This window comes from uncultured Brachyspira sp. (assembly GCF_934747485.1).
Lineage (GTDB): Bacteria > Spirochaetota > Brachyspiria > Brachyspirales > Brachyspiraceae > Brachyspira.
In genome coordinates, this window is the sequence record NZ_CAKVGN010000004.1 from 20,234 (window position 1) to 38,207 (window position 17,974).

The 17,974-nt window shown below is 28.5% G+C and carries 14 protein-coding genes; 12 read left to right on the top strand and 2 right to left on the bottom strand.

All coding sequences use genetic code 11. The features are described from left to right. Positions 1-11 precede the first annotated feature (11 nt). The 8 genes from Q0H31_RS01410 (at position 12) to Q0H31_RS01445 (ending at position 12,168) form a co-directional block, all read left to right on the top strand. Positions 12-1,793: an L-fucose isomerase gene (locus Q0H31_RS01410; RefSeq protein WP_295295267.1), complete on the top strand. Its 1,782-nt coding sequence runs from the start codon at positions 12-14 to the stop codon at positions 1,791-1,793. A gap of 91 nt (positions 1,794-1,884) precedes the next feature. Next, the gene (locus tag Q0H31_RS01415; RefSeq protein WP_295295269.1) at positions 1,885-2,319 is read left to right on the top strand and encodes an RbsD/FucU domain-containing protein; all 435 of its coding nucleotides are present in this window, start codon (positions 1,885-1,887) and stop codon (positions 2,317-2,319) included. Positions 2,320-2,593: 274 nt separating this feature from the next. Continuing rightward, positions 2,594-5,242: a calcium-translocating P-type ATPase, PMCA-type gene (locus Q0H31_RS01420; protein WP_295295271.1), complete on the top strand. Its 2,649-nt coding sequence runs from the start codon at positions 2,594-2,596 to the stop codon at positions 5,240-5,242. Between the two features lie 175 nt (positions 5,243-5,417). Beyond that, entirely contained in the window at positions 5,418-6,596 is a 1,179-nt protein-coding gene (gene galK, locus Q0H31_RS01425) for a galactokinase (RefSeq protein WP_295295273.1), read from the top strand. 25 nt (positions 6,597-6,621) lie between these two features. Continuing rightward, positions 6,622-7,726, top strand: a protein-coding gene (gene prfB / locus Q0H31_RS01430; protein WP_295295274.1) for a peptide chain release factor 2 whose coding sequence is annotated in 2 segments (ribosomal slippage) — positions 6,622-6,693 and positions 6,695-7,726 — 1,104 coding nt in all. Because the reading frame shifts where the segments join, the coding sequence is not laid out codon by codon here. A gap of 98 nt (positions 7,727-7,824) precedes the next feature. Beyond that, on the top strand, positions 7,825-9,453 hold the full coding sequence (locus Q0H31_RS01435; protein ID WP_295295275.1) for a GldG family protein: 1,629 nt from the start codon (positions 7,825-7,827) through the stop codon (positions 9,451-9,453). A gap of 32 nt (positions 9,454-9,485) precedes the next feature. Next, complete coding sequence (locus tag Q0H31_RS01440) at positions 9,486-10,766, top strand: lipopolysaccharide biosynthesis protein (protein WP_295295277.1); 1,281 nt, start codon at positions 9,486-9,488, stop codon at positions 10,764-10,766. Positions 10,767-10,974: 208 nt separating this feature from the next. Then, positions 10,975-12,168, top strand: coding sequence for a cyclic nucleotide-binding domain-containing protein (locus Q0H31_RS01445; RefSeq protein ID WP_295295278.1), 1,194 nt, complete (start codon positions 10,975-10,977; stop codon positions 12,166-12,168). Position 12,169: 1 nt separating this feature from the next. Here Q0H31_RS01445 and Q0H31_RS01450 read toward each other — a convergent pair whose 3' ends face one another. Together Q0H31_RS01450 and Q0H31_RS01455 are read right to left on the bottom strand one after the other, a co-directional pair. Continuing rightward, the gene (locus Q0H31_RS01450; RefSeq protein ID WP_295295279.1) at positions 12,170-12,892 is read right to left on the bottom strand and encodes a TlyA family RNA methyltransferase; all 723 of its coding nucleotides are present in this window, start codon (positions 12,890-12,892) and stop codon (positions 12,170-12,172) included. A gap of 8 nt (positions 12,893-12,900) precedes the next feature. Next, entirely contained in the window at positions 12,901-14,418 is a 1,518-nt protein-coding gene (locus Q0H31_RS01455) for a DUF4836 domain-containing protein (protein WP_295295280.1), read from the bottom strand. A 194-nt stretch (positions 14,419-14,612) separates the two neighbouring features. On the opposite strand from Q0H31_RS01455, the gene Q0H31_RS01460 reads away from it, so the two are divergent. The 4 genes from Q0H31_RS01460 to Q0H31_RS01475 all read left to right on the top strand — a co-directional run bounded on the left by Q0H31_RS01460 (position 14,613) and on the right by Q0H31_RS01475 (position 17,944). Continuing rightward, a complete protein-coding gene (locus Q0H31_RS01460) occupies positions 14,613-15,236 on the top strand; it encodes a flavodoxin (RefSeq protein ID WP_295295281.1) in 624 nt (207 codons plus the stop codon). Between the two features lie 80 nt (positions 15,237-15,316). Continuing rightward, positions 15,317-16,246: an alpha/beta fold hydrolase gene (locus tag Q0H31_RS01465; protein ID WP_295295283.1), complete on the top strand. Its 930-nt coding sequence runs from the start codon at positions 15,317-15,319 to the stop codon at positions 16,244-16,246. Positions 16,247-16,273: 27 nt separating this feature from the next. After that, positions 16,274-16,897, top strand: a complete 624-nt coding sequence (locus tag Q0H31_RS01470; protein WP_295295285.1) for an SIS domain-containing protein — start codon at positions 16,274-16,276, stop codon at positions 16,895-16,897. Between the two features lie 18 nt (positions 16,898-16,915). Then, on the top strand, positions 16,916-17,944 hold the full coding sequence (locus Q0H31_RS01475; protein ID WP_295295287.1) for a glycosyltransferase family 9 protein: 1,029 nt from the start codon (positions 16,916-16,918) through the stop codon (positions 17,942-17,944). The last annotated feature ends 30 nt before the right edge of the window (positions 17,945-17,974 follow it).

Below are 17,974 nucleotides of genomic sequence, written 5' to 3' on the forward strand. Positions count from 1 at the left end.
AAATAAGTATTATGTTTAGAATGCAAAATAATTTACCAAAAGTAGGTATTAGGCCTGTTATAGATGGTAGGAGAAATGGCGTTAGAGAATCTCTTGAAGATACCACTATGAATATGGCTAAAATAGCTGCAAAACTTATAGAAGAAAATATAAAACACCCAAGCGGTGAAAAAGTTGAATGTGTTATATCTGATACTACAATTGGAGGAGTTGCTGAGGCAGCAAGGTGTCAGAAAAAATTTGATGAAAACAATGTTAAATTAACTCTTACTGTTACACCTTGTTGGTGTTATGGTTCTGAAACTATTGATATGACTCCTGCTATACCTAAAGCAATTTGGGGATTTAATGGTACTGAAAGACCTGGTGCCGTTTATTTAGCTGCGGCTGATGCTGGACACACTCAATTAGGACTTCCTGTATTCTCTATCTACGGTAAAGATGTTCAGGATGCAGGCGATGAAAATGTTCCTGATGATGTTAAAGAAAAAATATTAAGATTTGTAAGAGCTGGTCTTGCCGTTGCAACTATGAAAGACCAATCATATTTAAGTATGGGTTATGTTGCTATGGGTATTATGGGTTCTATGGTTGATGCTGAGTTTTTACTTGACTATTTAGGAATGAGAACTGAATTTGTAGATATGAGTGAAATAAAAAGAAGATTAGAACTCGAAATCTATGACAAAGAAGAGTTCAAAAAAGCATGGCAGTGGGCTAAACAATGCAAATTCGGTTCTGATAACAATAAAGTAAAAGCTTCTGATGAAGAGAAAGAAAAAGAATGGGCTACTTCAATAAAAATGGCTATGATTATGCGTGATTTAATGGTGGGTAACCCTAAATTGGCAGAAATGGGATATATAGAAGAAGCTCAAGGTCATAATGCTATAGCAGGCGGTTTCCAAGGTCAAAGACACTGGACTGACTTTATGCCTAACGGCGACTTTGCTGAAGCTATTCTTAATTCATCTTTCGACTGGAACGGCATAAGAGAGCCTTATGTTGTTGCTACTGAAAATGATTCTTTGAATGGTCTTTCTATGTTGTTTGCTCATTTATTAACTTGCAAATCTCAGCTTTTTGCAGATGTTAGAACTTATTGGAGTCCTGAAGCTGTTAAAAGAGTTACAGGAAAAGAGCTTACTGGAAAAGCTAAAGACGGTATCATTCACTTAATCAATTCAGGTGCTGCTTCTTTAGATTGGACTGGTGAACAAAAAATTAATGGAAAACCTGCTTTAAAAGAATATTGGAATATCACTGAAGAAGAGGCTAAAAAGTGTCTTGATTCTACAGAGTTTTCTCCTGCAAACAGAGAATATTTTAGAGGAGGCGGATTCTCATCTACTTTCTTAACTAAAGGTGAGATGCCTATGACTATAATCAGACTTAACTTAGTTAAAGGCTATGGTCCTGTACTTCAAATAGCTGAAGGTTATGCTGTTAATATTGATAATAGTATATTTGACCCTATTAACAAAAGAACTGATTCTACTTGGCCTACTACTTGGTTTGCTCCTATACTTACAGGTAAAGATTCTTTCAAAGATGTTTATTCTGTAATGAATGATTGGGGGGCTAACCACTGTGCTGCTGCTTATGGTCATATTGGTGCTGATTTAATTACATTAGCTTCTATGCTTCGTATACCTGTAAGCATGCATAACGTAAGCGAAGAGAGAATATTTAGACCTAAGGCTTGGAAAGCATTTGGTACAAAAGATGCAGAAGGTGCTGATTACAGAGCTTGTAAACATTTTGGACCTTTATTTGGAAAAGTAACTAAATAATTTATTATACTTTTAAGCTCCATTTAATATATTGTTATTAAATGGGGCTTTTATTAAAAAATGTTAAAAAATCTTATTTAAGGATTTGAATATGTTAAAAGGAATAGACCCTGTTGTTTCACCAGAACTTTTAAAGATATTATGTGAAATGGGACATGGAAGCGAAATATTATTTGCTGACGGTAATTTTCCTTCTCATGACTATAACGTGAAAAAAATAATAAGACTTGATGGTATAGATATACCTACAGTTTTAAAAGCTATTATGCCTTTATTTCCTTTAGATACTTTTGTAGAAAGTCCTGTGGTATTGATGCAGCCTAATGCTGATTTTGGAAGAGAGCCTGATGTATGGGCTAAATATAAAGATATAATTGCTAAACATCAAAAAGTGAATTATGAATATTTAGAAAGATTTGCTTATTATGATAGATGTAAAAATGTTTATGCAATTGTGGCTACAAGCGAACTTGAAATATATGCAAATATTATACTTAAAAAAGGTGTAATTTTTCCAAATAAATAATTAATATAAATTTGCTTGACATTATATAGATTATAGTTTATTATAATTGTTATACTCAGAGGGAGTAGTTGACGTAAGTTTTTACGTGGCTAAGTCAACAATCGCAACTTCTAACAAAAAATATAATAATAGAAGTTTGGCTAGCCTTAATTAATGAGACTCAGGTATAAATAAATTTTCACAGTTATTAAAATACTTTGATGATTTATTTATGCATGAGTCTTTTTTTATGCATTTTTTTTTACAGTTTATTATTAATGAGAGGTTGTATTTTATGATGAGTAGCTTTTTAGGAAAGAAAGAAGATATTCTCAAAGAGCTTAATGTTGACACAAAAATAGGTCTTACAAAGGAAGCTCAAAAATTAAGCTTAGAAAAATATGGTGCTAATAGTTTTACAAAAGAAAAAAGTGCCACATTACTGCAAAAAATATTAGAATCATTAAAAGAACCTATGATACTCATGCTTATATTTGCAGGATTAATAGCAATAGGAGTAAACACTGTAGCATATTTTAATGGCGGACATGCAGACTTTTTGGAATGTTTGGGGATATTTATAGCTATAAGTTTATCTATCACAATTACAATAGTGATGGAAGGAAAAAGTGCTAAGGCATTTGAGGCTTTAAATAGCATAAACGAAGATATTAGAGTAAAAGTTATAAGAGACGGCAAGATAGAAATAATAAATCAAAAAGATTTGCTTGTGGGAGATATTGCTTTTATAGAAACAGGCAACAAACTTCCTGCAGACGGAAGACTTATTGAGAGTGTATCGCTTAATATAGATGAATCTGCTTTAACAGGAGAAAGTGTTCCTGTAGAAAAAGATGCTGATGCTGTAATTACAGATGAAAAAACAGCTGTGGCAGATAGAATAAATATGGCTTATTCTGGTTCTTTTGTTACTACAGGTAATGGTAAGATGGTTATTACTGCGGTTGGGGATTCTACAGAGTTTGGTAAAATAGCAAGAGAGCTTTCTAAAACACAAAGAACTTCAACACCTCTACAAGAAAAATTGGCAGAATTGGGTAAAAAAATAGCCTTACTTGGTATAACTGCTTCTATGATAGTATTTATAATTCAAGTAGTTAATCATATTAGACTTGGAAGTGCTAGTTTTGAGACTATATCTGATGCTTTTATTACTAGTATAGTATTGATTGTTGCTTCTGTTCCAGAGGGGCTTCCTACAATAGTAGCTGTATCTTTATCTATTAATATTATAAAAATGGCTAGACAAAATGCATTAGTTAAAAAGATGGTTGCTTGTGAGACTATAGGAAGCGTTAATGTGATTTGTTCTGATAAAACAGGTACTCTCACAGAAAATAAAATGACATTAAATCAATTATTTGTTAATTGCAGTTATGTTGAGCCTGAGAATATAAAAGATAAAAACATAATTAATAACTTTGCTATTAACTCTACTGCTGATATTGATTATAAAGAAGATGGACAAATTAAGTTTTTGGGCAACCCTACAGAATGTGCTTTACTTGTGGGGGCTAAAAAGTCTGGTTTTGATTATAAAAGTATAAGAGAAAGTGCAAAAATAATATATGAGTATCCTTTTTCATCAGAAACTAAAAATATGACTACTGTTGCTAAAATAGATGGTGAAAGTGTTGTATTTACAAAGGGAAGTCCTGAGAAGATAATGGCTATGTGTGATATTAGCAGCGAAGAGAAAAAATGCATAGAAGAGGCTATAGAGAAGTTTCAGGAGGAGGCAAAGAGGGTTATAGCATTTGCTCATAAGAAAGTTGATGATAATGTAGAGAACATAAGAGAAAAACTTGAAAGCAATATGATATATGATGGTTTTGTTGCTATATCTGACCCTGTTAGAAAAGAGGTTTATGATGCAGTAGAGCAGTGCAGAAGTGCGGGTATAGACATAAAAATGCTTACAGGGGACAATATAGTTACAGCAAGGGCAATTGCAAGAGAATTAAAAATACTTGATGAAAACAGTATAGTTCTTGAGGCAAAAGACATAGATGCTATGGACGATAACACATTAAAACAAAATTTAAGCAAGATTTCTGTTATAGCAAGAAGTACTCCTACAGTAAAGATGCGTGTTGTTAATGCTATAAAAGAGATGGGAAATGTTGTTGCTGTTACTGGCGATGGTATAAATGATGCTCCTGCTATAAAAAATGCTGATGTGGGTGTTGCTATGGGTATAACAGGTACAGAGGTATCAAAAGAGGCTAGTGATATAGTGCTTCTTGATGATTCATTTGCTACAATAGTTAAAGCAGTACAGTGGGGACGCGGTATATACGACAATTTCCAAAGATTTATACAGTTTCAGCTTACTGTTAACTTTGCTTCTGTTGTAGTTGTGTTATTATCTACTTTAACAGGGTTTAAATCGCCATTTACAGCTATACAGTTATTATGGATAAATATTATTATGGACGGACCTCCTGCCATTGCTTTAGGTCTTGAACCTATTAGAAGCAATTTAATGAAGAGAAAGCCTATTAAAAGAAATGCTAATATTGTTACTTTAAGTATGCTTAGAAAAATTATATATTCGGGTACTGTTATGATTATACTATTTATGCTTCAAAGTAAACTTAATATATTAAATGTAAGCGATAATGAGGCTTCTACTGTATTATTTGTTATGTTTGTAATGTTTCAAATATTTAATTCTTTTAATAGCAGAGAATTGGGTTATGATAGTGTATTCAAACATTTTTTTGATAATAAATTAGTGCTTTTAAGTATGCTTGGTACTTTTGTATTACAGATATTAGCTACACAGTTTGCGGGTGCTTTCTTTAATACTGTACCTTTAAGCTTTTATACTTGGATAAAAATAGTTGCTTTATCTTTTATAGTGATTATAGCTTCTGAGATTTTTAAATTATGTGCTAAATTGTTTTTTGGAAAAAGATAAAGTGTAAATACCATTTATAATTGACTTTTTACCTTTTATATAATTTTATTAAAATAAAATTATACAAAAATATGTTAACTTTTTAATAATATTACCGATTATATTATCTGTTAAAATAGTTGACTTTTTTCAAATTTATAATATAAATAACAAATAATTTAACTGAGAAAGTTATATGATACCAAAATTACATTTAAGATTAGTAGAAAGATTTAGAGATGTCTTTGGACAAAAAGGCGAAGTAAAATTATATTTTGCTCCGGGAAGACTAACTTTTATAGGAGAACTTATAGACTATTCCGGCGGTGATACTATAACTGCTGCTGTAGATAGGGGAACTTATTTAGTAGTTAGAAAAAGACCAGACAGTAAAGTTAATATTTATGGTCATTCTTTTAAAGCAAAGAAGTCATTTACTTTTAATGAATTAGAAAAGAATAAAGAAGATGAATGGGCTCTATATTTTAAGGGAGTTTTTTCAGTATTGTTAGAAAAAGAATATAAAATAAGCGGAATGGATATTTATGCATATACTGATTTGCCTTTTAATACTTCATTAGCTTCATCTAGTTCATTATGTGCTTGTTTAATTTATGCTATTTTTGATTTAAATGCTTTGGATAAGACTAATATTATAGAATTAGCTAAATTGTCTTATGAAGGAGAGATTAAATATGCTTCTCATAGGACTTCATTAAGCGATCATGTTACTATATTCTTGGGAAAAGAAAATAGTTTATTACTATTTAATATGTTTAAAATGGAATATGAATATTTAGATATGAATTTTGGTGAATATTGTATAGCTGTGGTTAATAGTAATAAAAAGAGAACATCGAGCGACAGTGAATATAATGCAAGAAAGAGAGAATGCGATAATGCTTTAAAAAAGCTTAAAGAAAAAAAGTCCTCTATTAAATTCTTATCAGATTTAAAGCCAAAAGATGCTGATTTTATTAAGGAAACATTGCAAAATAAAGAACAAAGAAGGGCTTTATATGTATCTTCTGAGGAAGATAGGGTAAATCAGGCTGTTAAGGCTATAAAGAAAGGGGCTATTAAAGATTTAGCAGCATTAATATCAAAAACTCATGAGGGTTTAAGTAAGTTGTATGAAGTTTCTACTGCAGAGCAAGATATTTTAGTAGAGGAAGCTTCAAAGATGGATGGAGTTCTTGGTGCCAGAATGATTGGTACAGGTTTTGGCGGAGGAGTATTGATTGTACTTAAGAAAGCTGAAGTGGAAAATGTAATAGAAACACTCTATGCCAACTACAAAGAAAAGACGAGAAGAGATGCTGATGTTTATATTGTAAAACCTACTAATGGCGTTAGAATGCTTCCTATTGAATAATAATTAATATATTGGAAAAAATATTATGACATTATCTGAAATAAAAAATACTGTATTAGAAATTAAAGAGCAGACTGAAATTTTAAGGGGGTATCTTTGACCCTGAAGCTATATATAAAAGGGTAAAAGAGATTGATGAAATATCCTCAAAAGATGATTTTTGGAATGATAATATTGCTGCTCAAAAAGTAATGAAAGAGAGAATGCTTCTTCTTGATAAGATAGAGCCTATTGAAAACTTAATAAAAAATGCTAATAATATTTATGAACTTGTTGAAATGGCGATAGAATCAAATGATACAGAAATGGAGAAAGAATTAGAAACTGAATGTATTGAACTTCAAAAGGTTTTTAATGAATTAGAGACTAAGAATCTATTTTCTGGAGAGTTTGACAGCAAGAATGCATATTTAACTTTAAATGCTGGGGCAGGCGGCACTGAGAGCTGCGATTGGGCTTCTATGCTTTCAAGGATGTATGTGCGTTTTTGTGAGAGGCATGGTTTTACAGTTGAGACTACTGATGAGCTTCCTGGTGATGAGGCTGGTATAAAACAAATAAGTTTTTATGTGCAGGGGCTTTATGCTTATGGATATTTACGCTCTGAAATAGGGGTGCATAGGCTTGTGAGAATATCGCCTTTTGATGCTAATGCTAAGAGACATACTTCCTTTGTTGCTGTGAGTGTTATGCCGGATATAGATGAAGATATTGAAGTTGAAATTAATCAGGCTGATTTGAGAATAGATACTTACAGAGCTTCCGGAGCTGGCGGTCAGCACGTTAATAAAACTTCTTCCGCTATAAGGATAACTCATATACCTACAAATATAGTTGTTCAATGTCAGGCTGAGAGAAGTCAGCATAACAATAAAGATATGGCTATGAAAATGCTTAAGGCTAAACTTTATCAATTAGAAAAAGAAAAGCTTGATAAAGAAAAACAAAAAATAGCTGGGGAAAAAACTGATATTGCTTGGGGTAATCAGATTAGAAGTTATGTTTTTCAGCCTTATCAAATGGTGAAAGATTTGAGAACCGGACATGAGACTGGTAATATGAACTCTGTAATGGACGGTAATATTGATGAGTTTATATCTGCTTATCTTAAACAGCAAATAAAAAAATAATTATAAAGTATTTCTATAGTTATACGATTATAAAAAATAGTATTGAAACTTATTAAAAATTTCAATTAAATCTTAATAAAAAATGGAATTTATAATCAATGTCTAATAAAAAGTTTAATTTAAAAATTGCTACTATAGCTTCTTGGGTGTTATTATTTTTCGCTTGGATATTTTTCTATGCTGTTACACAAAGACCTACTGCTGTTTTTTGGGTTGTATTAGCCATAACATTAATACTTACAACAATTACTGTGATAATAGAAAAAAATAATATAGTATCTCTATTAAAAACAAGATTTGTTCATAAAGCTTTTTTTGGCATACTTTCGCTTATTATAATTTTAGCTATTTTAGTAGGGCTTTATATTATAAGCATAAACTTCCCAATAAGATTTGATTTAACACAAAATAAATCCTATACAGTTTCTCAGCAAACTATGGACGTGCTTTCAAGAATAGACAGCCCTCTTTCAATAGTTGTTTTAAGGTCTCCAAGTACAGACCCAACTTCTGCTGATTGGCGTTCTGATTTATTATTAGACCAATATCAAAGATTAAGCAAACATATTACAGTTGAATATATTAACCCAATAGAAAAACCATCTGCTAAAAGTAAATATCAGATGACTCAGGTTGGTGAGATAATTTTTAGTTATGGTCAGAGTAAACAGGTTAGAGTATATAGAAAAGATTTAACAGCTCAATCTAAAGTTACTGCAGAACCTTTATTTGTTGGTGAAGAAAAATTTACTCAGGCTATTTACACTTTATTAGAACAAGAGTCTTATGTTGTATATTTTACTGTTGGTCATGGAGAGAGACAATTACAAGACAGAGGAGGCGAGGGGTTATCTTATGTTAAAACTTATTTGGAAAATGAAAACTATAAAGTAAGAGATTTAAATATTATATTAGAAAATATTCCAACAGATGCTTCTTTAATTGTAATAGCTTCTCCTGTTGAAACATTTAGTGATTTTGAAATTGAAAAATTAGATAACTATGTAAAGACAGGCGGTAAATTACTTGTACTTTATGATAGTTTTATGGATAGAAGCAATTTTAATTCTAATTTAGATATATTTTTATCTGATTGGGGATTTAAAACTAAAAATGATTATATAATAGACCCAGTATCAAGCGTTGTTATACCTGTTAATGTTGTTCCTCAATATACTACTCACCCTATAACTCAAACTTTAAAAGAAGGCAATGTATTTGCTTGTTTGGTTGTGGCAAGAAGTATTTTATCTGGAGAGAGCAAATATAGCGGAAGTTTTGAAAATATAATCACTACTTCTCCGCAGGGTTATGGTAAAGAAGAGGCTACTTTCGATTTATCTCGTGCAAGATTTAATCCAAGAACAGATATTGCTGGTCCTGTGCCTTTGGCTGTTGCTGGAACTTATGATATAGAAGGCAGAGATGTGCCTGCAAGAATTGTTGTGTTTGGAGATGCTACTTTTGCTCTAAATGCATATATTAATCCTGATCAAGGTCAATCTGTGGATGTTGCTTTTGCGGGTAATAAAGATTTGTTTATGAATACTGTTGCTTATTTATTAGAAGCAAGACAAAAAATAACCATAAGACCAAAAGAGGCAAGTATTAAAAACCTCACTCTTACAACAACACAAACTAATTTTATTAGATATGTTGCTCAAATTGGTTTGCCTTGTTTGTTTGGTATATTAGGTATTCTTATATGGTTCTTAAGAAGAAGATAAAATATAAATGAAAGGTGTATAATTAATATAATATGCATAATATAAAAACATTATATAAAAAATATTCATATTATATTAATTATGCATTATTAGTTTTTATAAATGGGGTTGCAAGTGTATTAAATTATGTTTCTTCAATTTATGTAAATAGAAGTTTATCAATATCCGATTTTGCTCATTATAATGGTATCATAAATATATATTCTATAATAGTTTTAACAGTATCAAGTTTTAGTTATTATATAATGCATAATTATAAAGATGATGAAGATGCTAAAAGTTACTGGGCTTATGGATATATTATTGCATCTGTAATATCTCTATTATATATATTATCTATACCGCTTATTGATATACTTTTTAATATAAAAAGCTACATTTCTCTTTTTATAATATCTGTTGGAATATTTGCTACTATTTTAACTATAGTGTCTCAATCAATATTAAAAATTAATAATTATATAGCTTATGATTATATTGCAAGTTTAATAGCAATATTTATAGCAAAAATTTTACTTTTGGCATATTTTATTATAACGTCTCTTACATTAGAAAAAGCTATTATATCTGTAACTTTATTTTGTATTTTATATTTAATTATTAATTTGATAGAACTAAAAAAGCTTAATCTTCAATATTTTATTTCCCTAAAAAAAATAAATACATATTTCTCTAAACAAAACTTATATATATTTTTAAGTTATATAATAAATATTGTTATAATAAATTTTATATTTAATTGGATATCGTTAAGCGATGTATTAATGGCTAATAGATATTTAGACAAAACAAGTGCAGGCTACTATTCTACAATATCATTAATAATAAAAATGTTTTTTTATATAGGTACACCAATAGCTTCAGTGATGTTCTCTTATATATTGATAGCTAAAAAAGACAATAATAGAAATAAAGAAAAAAAGATACTTTATTATTCTATAGCACTTTTTGTTTTTGCTTCTATTTGTTTGTCAGTATTTTTAATTGTGTTTGCTAAACAAGTTGTATTGATACAGTTTACAAATAGATATGAAGCTATTATTCCATTAATACCCCAAGCTGTAATATTTGGTTTTTCTTTAGGGTTTACTGTTATTACTTTTAATTATGGGCTTGCTTATAAATTGTTTGCTCCTTTTTATGGTTATTTGCTTATATTTATTTATGTGTATTTTTCTCTGAGAAATGGACTAAGAACTTTTGAAAATTTTATGCTTATAATGAAAATATTTTTTATAGCATTACTAATATACAATATTTTAATCATATTAATGCATAGAATAACATTAAAATTTAATAACAAATTAGAGTAGAAAATTATTATTTAGCACCTTTTGATATAACTAACTTTTCTATTTTAGTATTATTTTTTCTTTTGCATAAATATATTTTATCAATATAGTAAATAATATTAAAAATAATAAAAAATATTAATTTTTAAGAAAAATACATAAATACTATTGACATAGTTATTATTTTTATTACAATTAATCTATCAAATTTTAATAGTAGGTTTATATTATGAATAATACTAACAAAACAATTAAATTTCCAAAATCAGCAACAATATTTATAGATGGACAAGACCCTAAATATAAATTTTATATAATCATCAAAGGTAAAGTTTTAGCATACAATTATTTTGCAGATGATTATACTATAGAATATAAAGAGGGTGAAATAATAGGACTATTTAATGCTGTTATAAATGAACCTTATACATCAACAGTTAAAGCAATAGAAGATGTTGAGGTTTTAGAAATGAGTGTTTATGAGATAGAAAAGATTGAAAATGCTAATATAATAAATAAAGTATATGAGTATTTGCTTCTTAATTTAGAGAGATGGATTAATAGATATTATTATTTTTTGAATAAAGTCAGTACAACTTATAATTATTATACTGATAAAAATAGAATAGATATGATTAGTATGGCTAGTATTTATGAAGAGAATGGTTATACTGATGCTGCATCAAAAATATATTCTAAATATTTGGAATTAAATCCTAATGCAGAAGATATTGGAGTTGTAAGAAATAAAATAGATACTTTAGGAACAATAGCAGAGCCTGAATATATAGATAATAATGTTTATAAGTTTAAAAAGGGATATTGTTTATACACAGAGTTTCAGTATAATGATTATATTTATATTATTAGATATGGAAAGGTTGGGGTATATAATATATTTAATTCTAGACAAGTTACAAGAAGGGTATGTGTAAATAATGAAATACTTAATGGATATGCTCCTAAAAGCGACATTAGACCTCTTTTTACTACAGCAATAGTGTTGCAAGACTCTGTTATACAGCTTGCTAAAAAAGAAGAGTTTATGGAGTTGATATTAAAAGATAATAATATAAGACTTTATCTTATAAAAGTTATGAGTATGAGAGTATATATTACAATATCTAGAATAAAATCTTTTAATGCTAATAATAATGTAAGTAAGTTTGTAATTATATTAGAAGCTTTAATTAAATATGAATTAATATTTAAAAACTCAAGACAAATAATATTTCCATACAATTTTAATGACCTTTGTTCTATGGTTGGTATTACAGCTGATGCTAATAAAGAAGCTGAATTGAAAAAAATAAAATCTGTTTCTATAACTGAAGATGGATATATTATGATAAAGGATACAGAAGAGTTTTATAAAGAATATGAAATATATAAACAAAGAACATCAAATAAATTAAAAAAATAAATTAAATAATAAAATATGATAAATACTCTATATTTCCTTTAGAGCCTTTTATAGGGGAGATAGTTCTATTTATTTCTTTAAATCCTATTTCTGTGATTCTATTAATTGCATTATTAACTATCTTTTCTCTCAATATATCATCTTTAATAACTCCACCCTTTGAAACTTCTCCTTTTTCTGCTTCAAATTGAGGTTTAATAAGACTTACCCAATATTCTAAATCATACAATTCTTTAAATATAACAGGGGCAATTTTTGAAATAGATATAAAAGAAACATCACTGACTACAATAGAAGGTGTTTCTCCTTCAAACATTTCTCTTTTTATATCTTTAGCATTAAAATCTTCTATTGAAATTACTCTATTATCATTTCTTAGTTTATATACAAGCTGATTATGTCCAACATCTAAAGCATAAACTTTTTTAGCACCATAGCAGAGGAGACAGTCTGTAAACCCTCCCGTAGAAGCTCCTATATCTAAACATATTTTATTTTCTACAGAAAGATTAAATTCTAATAATGCTTTCTCTAACTTTTCTCCAGCCCTAGATACATATTTTCTATTTTGTATAATTTCTATTTTATCGGTATCTTTTATTTTTTGAGCCTTAGAAGTTACTTTTACACCATTAACAAATACACATCCAGCTAATATTATATCCTGTGCTTTGGACCTGCTTTCAGTATATCCGTTATGGTGTACATACTCATCTAATCTCATTTATGATATTATTCTAATCCATCAATAAAATATTTAATAACGCTTAAAGCATTTTTTTCTTTATCTCTTGTATTTACTTTTATTACAAATTGAGAATGATTAGCTTCTAATATATTTGAAGTTAAATATACAGATTCAAAATTTTCAGTGTATTCATCTCCAATACCATATAAAGCCAAATTAGGATTTAATTCTAAATAAAATACAAAAGTATTATTTTTAGCTAAATTAATTTTATCTTCATTTAGCTTAACATTAGGCATTTCATTATTCATTATTTTTTCTATAATAGCAGTATTACTAGTCATATAAAGTATAGAATCTTTAACATAACAAGTATAACCGCCAATTGTATATATATCATTATTAACATCATCAGCCAAAGCATCTAATATAATTTTTATAGTGTTTTCATCAGTAACAGAAGCAGAAATCAATAAATCAGGCTCTCCATTTTCATTGCTGCCGTTATCCCAAGCAGATACAAATATATCGCCGCCCAAAAGCTCTACAAGTTTATAAACATCAATTCCATACTCTTCTAATTCAGCAAAGTCTTCATTAAATGGAAACTCTTCTCCAAACATATTTTTTAAATGTTTAGAAAGTTCAGCACTATTAAAAGCTAATGATAAAAATCCATAATTATTCTCACCATTAACAAAAGTATATATATTATCAGCTAATTCTTTTTTTAGTAAAGAACTATCATAAGGATAATTCGGAGAATATGTATCTACTACTATATCAGCACTTCCAACATTAAAATTAACTTTAGCAGTTAATATAGCATCTTTATAACTTTCTTTAGATATGCCTTCATAACTTCTTCCAAATAAAAACTTTGTAAACTCATCATTATCTACGATAAAGCAATCTTCTAAATCAACCCAAGCATAAAAATCATTAGTTTGGCTTTCTAATTCTGTAAATTTTTCATTTGTAAGAGGAGAAGAAGTATCAAATATTAAATTAGCTATATTTATTATATTATTTTCTTTATTAAGTTCTTCATTATACCAATAAGCATCATCTAATTTTGTTTCAACTGTAAATACTTCATCATTCCAAGATATTAAAGTTGTATCATCGAGGTAAAAATATCTATAAGTATAATTATCGCTAAAAGATATTAATTTATCTTCTTGGCTCGCTATTTTTATCATTGTTCTGTTTAATTCAGCCGTATCCAATACATCAATCATCACTGCTATTTCTTGGTAACTATTAAATGAAACTATTTTTGAAGGTTTAGAAAAATCTAATATCTGTTCTAATCTATTAGTCATAGCTTCTACTACATATTCATCATCTCTATATGCAGCAAAATTATCAGCAAACTTTTGCATGAATAATTTATTAAGAGTCTTTTGTAAACTTATTTCAGCTTTTGAGGATAATTCATTTAATTTTATAGAAAACACAGCTTGAGAAGCACTTGGAATATATTTTGTTTCTACTGCTTGTATTACTGAAGTTGAAAATAGAGTTATCATTAAAACAACTATAGATATTATATTTTTCATTTTACTAAAACTCTCCTTAAATTTTATAAAGCAACTAAATATATTATATTAGAGTAAAAATTAAAAGTCAAGTATAATATAAATAATAAAAACAATTATTTTAAGCTATTGATAAAAAATATTTTAAATTTAATTAAAAAAAATATTTCAAAGTATATAGTTTATTAGTTATATATATGGGAGTATTATATAAAATGAAAAGAATAATTAAAGTTTTTGCATTATTGTTATTATTTACAGTATCATGTAATTCAAATATCAACGATAGAAAAGTAAATAAATCTGCTTTATTAAATGAACATAATGCCTCTGTTGTAAATACAGAGTTTAACGGCAGTAAAACAATTATAGTATACTATTCTTGGAATGGAAATACAGAAATAGTAGCTAATAAGATTAAAAAAATTACAGGGGCGGATATATACAAAATTACCACGAAAATACCATATCCAAATGAATATGATGATATTGTAGCTCAAGTAAAAGATGATATAGATAATGATAAGCTTCCAGAACTAAACGGCAGTGTTGATTTATCTAAATATGATAATATTATTATAGGGTATCCAATATGGATAGGTGATATGGCATTGCCTATGAAAAGCTTTTTATCAAAAAATGATTTGAAAGGTAAAAATATAGCACCATTTATATTAAATGGAGGCTCAAGAGTGTATAAAAGCATTTCTTATATAAAAGAAACATGCCCAGATAGTAAAGTATTAAATTATATATCTATAAAAAGAAAAGATGTATCCGATTTGGACGGAAAAATCAATAATTGGATAAGAAAGATAAAAGTAGATATATCAAAATAATTTTTTAATATTATGTTAATATTTGCATAAAGAAAAAAAATAGTATACAATTTACATAATAATAATTTGGAGATATTTTTATGAAAATAGATAATAGGGTGTTAATATCTGATGATGGACATAGAATGTACACTTATATATTTACTCCAGACGCTAAGCCTAAAGCTATAGTACAAATAGTTCATGGACTTGGAGAGCATGCTGGCAGATATAAAGAATTGGCTAGTAAATTAGCAGAGAATGGTTTTTTGGTTTGTGCTGATGACCATAGAGGGTTTGGAAGAAGTACAGTTAGTAAAGATGGAATTGGACATATTGCAGATAAAAATGGTGCTGATTTAATATTAGAGGATATGAAGCATCTAATGGTTACAGTGAAAGCTGATTATCCTAATATCCCATATTTTATGCTAGGGCATAGTATGGGTTCTTTTTTAACAAGAGGTTTCTTAATAAAATATCATAAAGATTTAAATGGTGCTATTATAATGGGTACTAAGGGAAAGCCTAATAAAATAGAAAGTATTGGTAAATTAATAGCAAATGTTCAAAAGTCAATTTTTGGAGGAAGGAAGAGGGCTAAATTATTAGATAAATTATCTGTTGGAGGATATGGGAAGAAATATTTTCCTAAAGATAAATCGGATTTAGCTTGGCTTACTTCAGATAAAGAAGAGATTAATAAAGTATTAGAAGATGAATATTTTGCTAGTAAGCCTGCTAGTATAGAGACTTATATACAATTATTTAATTTAATAGATAAGATTTCAGATAAAGATAATTATTCTAATATGAGCAAGGATTTTCCTATACTTTTAATATCCGGAGATAAAGACCCTGTTGGAAATATGGGAAAGGGTGTAAAGTGGGTATATGAGATGTATAAATCTTTGGGGTTTAATGATATTAATATAAGTTTATATAAAGATGGAAGACATGAAATATTAAATGATGTGCAAAGGCATGATGTAATGAATGAAATACTTGAGTGGCTTAATGCTCATATTTAAATGAAAAATGAAAGGAAGTTATGTATCATGGCGAATTTAATTGAGAGGTTTAGAGAGTTAGAACCTATAAAAAGCAATATAGATTTAGCAATAGAGGCTATAATCAATTGCTATAAAAATGGAAATAAAGTTTTAATAGCTGGTAATGGCGGAAGTGCTTGCGACAGTGAACATATTGCAGGAGAGCTATTAAAAAGTTTTGTAAAAAAAAGACCAATAAAAGAAGAGATTAGAAAAGAGCTTTTAAACTTCGAAGATGGGGAATATATTGCTGATAATTTAGAAGCCCCTCTTAGAGCTATTGCTTTAACATCTCATATGGGGCTTTCTACAGCATATTTAAATGACAGAGACCCTTATTTAATATTTGCTCAGCAGTTATTGGCTTTTGGAGACAAGGGAGATGTTTTCATTGCTATAAGTACGTCAGGCAATGCTAAAAATATTATACATGCTTCTAAAGTTGCTAAAGCTATGGGAATAAAAATAATATCTTTTACAAATAATAATGGCGGTAAGCTTGCAGAGATGGCAGACATTGCTATAAAGGCACCTTCAAAAGAAACATATATTGCTCAGGAATATCATGAAGCTATTTATCATGAAATTTGTATAAGAGTAGAAGAATATTTCTTTAAAGAAGATAGATAACAATATTTTATAAAGTTTATGAAAATACTTTTAATAAAACAAACTTCTCTTGGCGATGTGCTTCATGCAACACCTGTTATTAGGGCGTTGAAGAAATGGAAAAGCGACTGCATTATTGATGTAGTAACAGATAAAAGAGCTTTAGGTATACTTGAAAATAATCCATATATCAATAAATTATATGTGCTTGATATATATAAATACGAAAAAGAATTATTTTCTTCGCCGTCTAAATTTTTCTCTACAGTAAAAGAGTTTTTTTCTCATATTAAAAATGTAAGAAAAGAGCATTATGATATAGCAATAGATTTACAAGGTCTTGAAAGAAGCGTTATATTTCTTTATTTGTGCCATTCAAAAAAGAAGTTTGCAAAAGGAAAATGGTTTGGGGTTAAAAGCAATTATTATAAAGATATTAATGCTATAGTTGGTTTGCTTTCTTTTTTAGATTATATTGACTGCCCAAGCGACGGTACTGATTTAGACTATTTTTTGCCAAGCAATATAGAAGATGTTTTTAACAAGAAAATAGAAAGCCTAAATATAAAATTAGATAAAGACTATATTGTGTTTTCTCCTTTTTCAAGGTGGGATACTAAAGACTTATCTGTAAAAAAATCTAAAGAGATAATTGAAGAGATAAGAAAAATAAGTAAAATTCAAATAGTTATATCAGCAACAAAAGACTATAATGAAAAATGTATCGAAATATCTAATGGTTTTGAAAATGTATTAAACACATCGAGCTATTTTAATTTAAGTGAATTAGCTTATTTAATAAAAGAGTCATTGGGAATGATCACCGCTGATTCTTTTCCAATGCATACGGGCTGTGCTTTTAAAAAACCGCTTATAGCAATATTTGGTCCAACTAGTGAGGTTAGGGTAGGGCCTATAGCAGAAAACTCTGAAACCATTAGAGTAGAAGGTTTAGAATGTGCAAGATGCTACAAAAGAAAAAACTGCCCAAATAATCATATATGTATAGAAGATATAGATGCAAAACTAATAGCAACTAGAATACTGCAAAAGATAGGGTATTTATAATAATATACTTGTTTCAAAACTACTTGAGAA

Bases quoted from the DNA above. Each gene is read 5' to 3' on its own strand.
- Q0H31_RS01410 (WP_295295267.1), top strand. From the start codon at position 12: ATGTTTAGAATGCAAAATAATTTACCAAAAGTAGGTATTAGGCCTGTT.
- Q0H31_RS01415 (WP_295295269.1), top strand. From the start codon at position 1,885: ATGTTAAAAGGAATAGACCCTGTTGTTTCACCAGAACTTTTAAAGATA.
- Q0H31_RS01420 (WP_295295271.1), top strand. From the start codon at position 2,594: ATGATGAGTAGCTTTTTAGGAAAGAAAGAAGATATTCTCAAAGAGCTT.
- galK (WP_295295273.1), top strand. From the start codon at position 5,418: ATGATACCAAAATTACATTTAAGATTAGTAGAAAGATTTAGAGATGTC.
- Q0H31_RS01435 (WP_295295275.1), top strand. From the start codon at position 7,825: ATGTCTAATAAAAAGTTTAATTTAAAAATTGCTACTATAGCTTCTTGG.
- Q0H31_RS01440 (WP_295295277.1), top strand. From the start codon at position 9,486: ATGCATAATATAAAAACATTATATAAAAAATATTCATATTATATTAAT.
- Q0H31_RS01445 (WP_295295278.1), top strand. From the start codon at position 10,975: ATGAATAATACTAACAAAACAATTAAATTTCCAAAATCAGCAACAATA.
- Q0H31_RS01450 (WP_295295279.1), bottom strand. From the start codon at position 12,892: ATGAGATTAGATGAGTATGTACACCATAACGGATATACTGAAAGCAGG.
- Q0H31_RS01455 (WP_295295280.1), bottom strand. From the start codon at position 14,418: ATGAAAAATATAATATCTATAGTTGTTTTAATGATAACTCTATTTTCA.
- Q0H31_RS01460 (WP_295295281.1), top strand. From the start codon at position 14,613: ATGAAAAGAATAATTAAAGTTTTTGCATTATTGTTATTATTTACAGTA.
- Q0H31_RS01465 (WP_295295283.1), top strand. From the start codon at position 15,317: ATGAAAATAGATAATAGGGTGTTAATATCTGATGATGGACATAGAATG.
- Q0H31_RS01470 (WP_295295285.1), top strand. From the start codon at position 16,274: ATGGCGAATTTAATTGAGAGGTTTAGAGAGTTAGAACCTATAAAAAGC.
- Q0H31_RS01475 (WP_295295287.1), top strand. From the start codon at position 16,916: ATGAAAATACTTTTAATAAAACAAACTTCTCTTGGCGATGTGCTTCAT.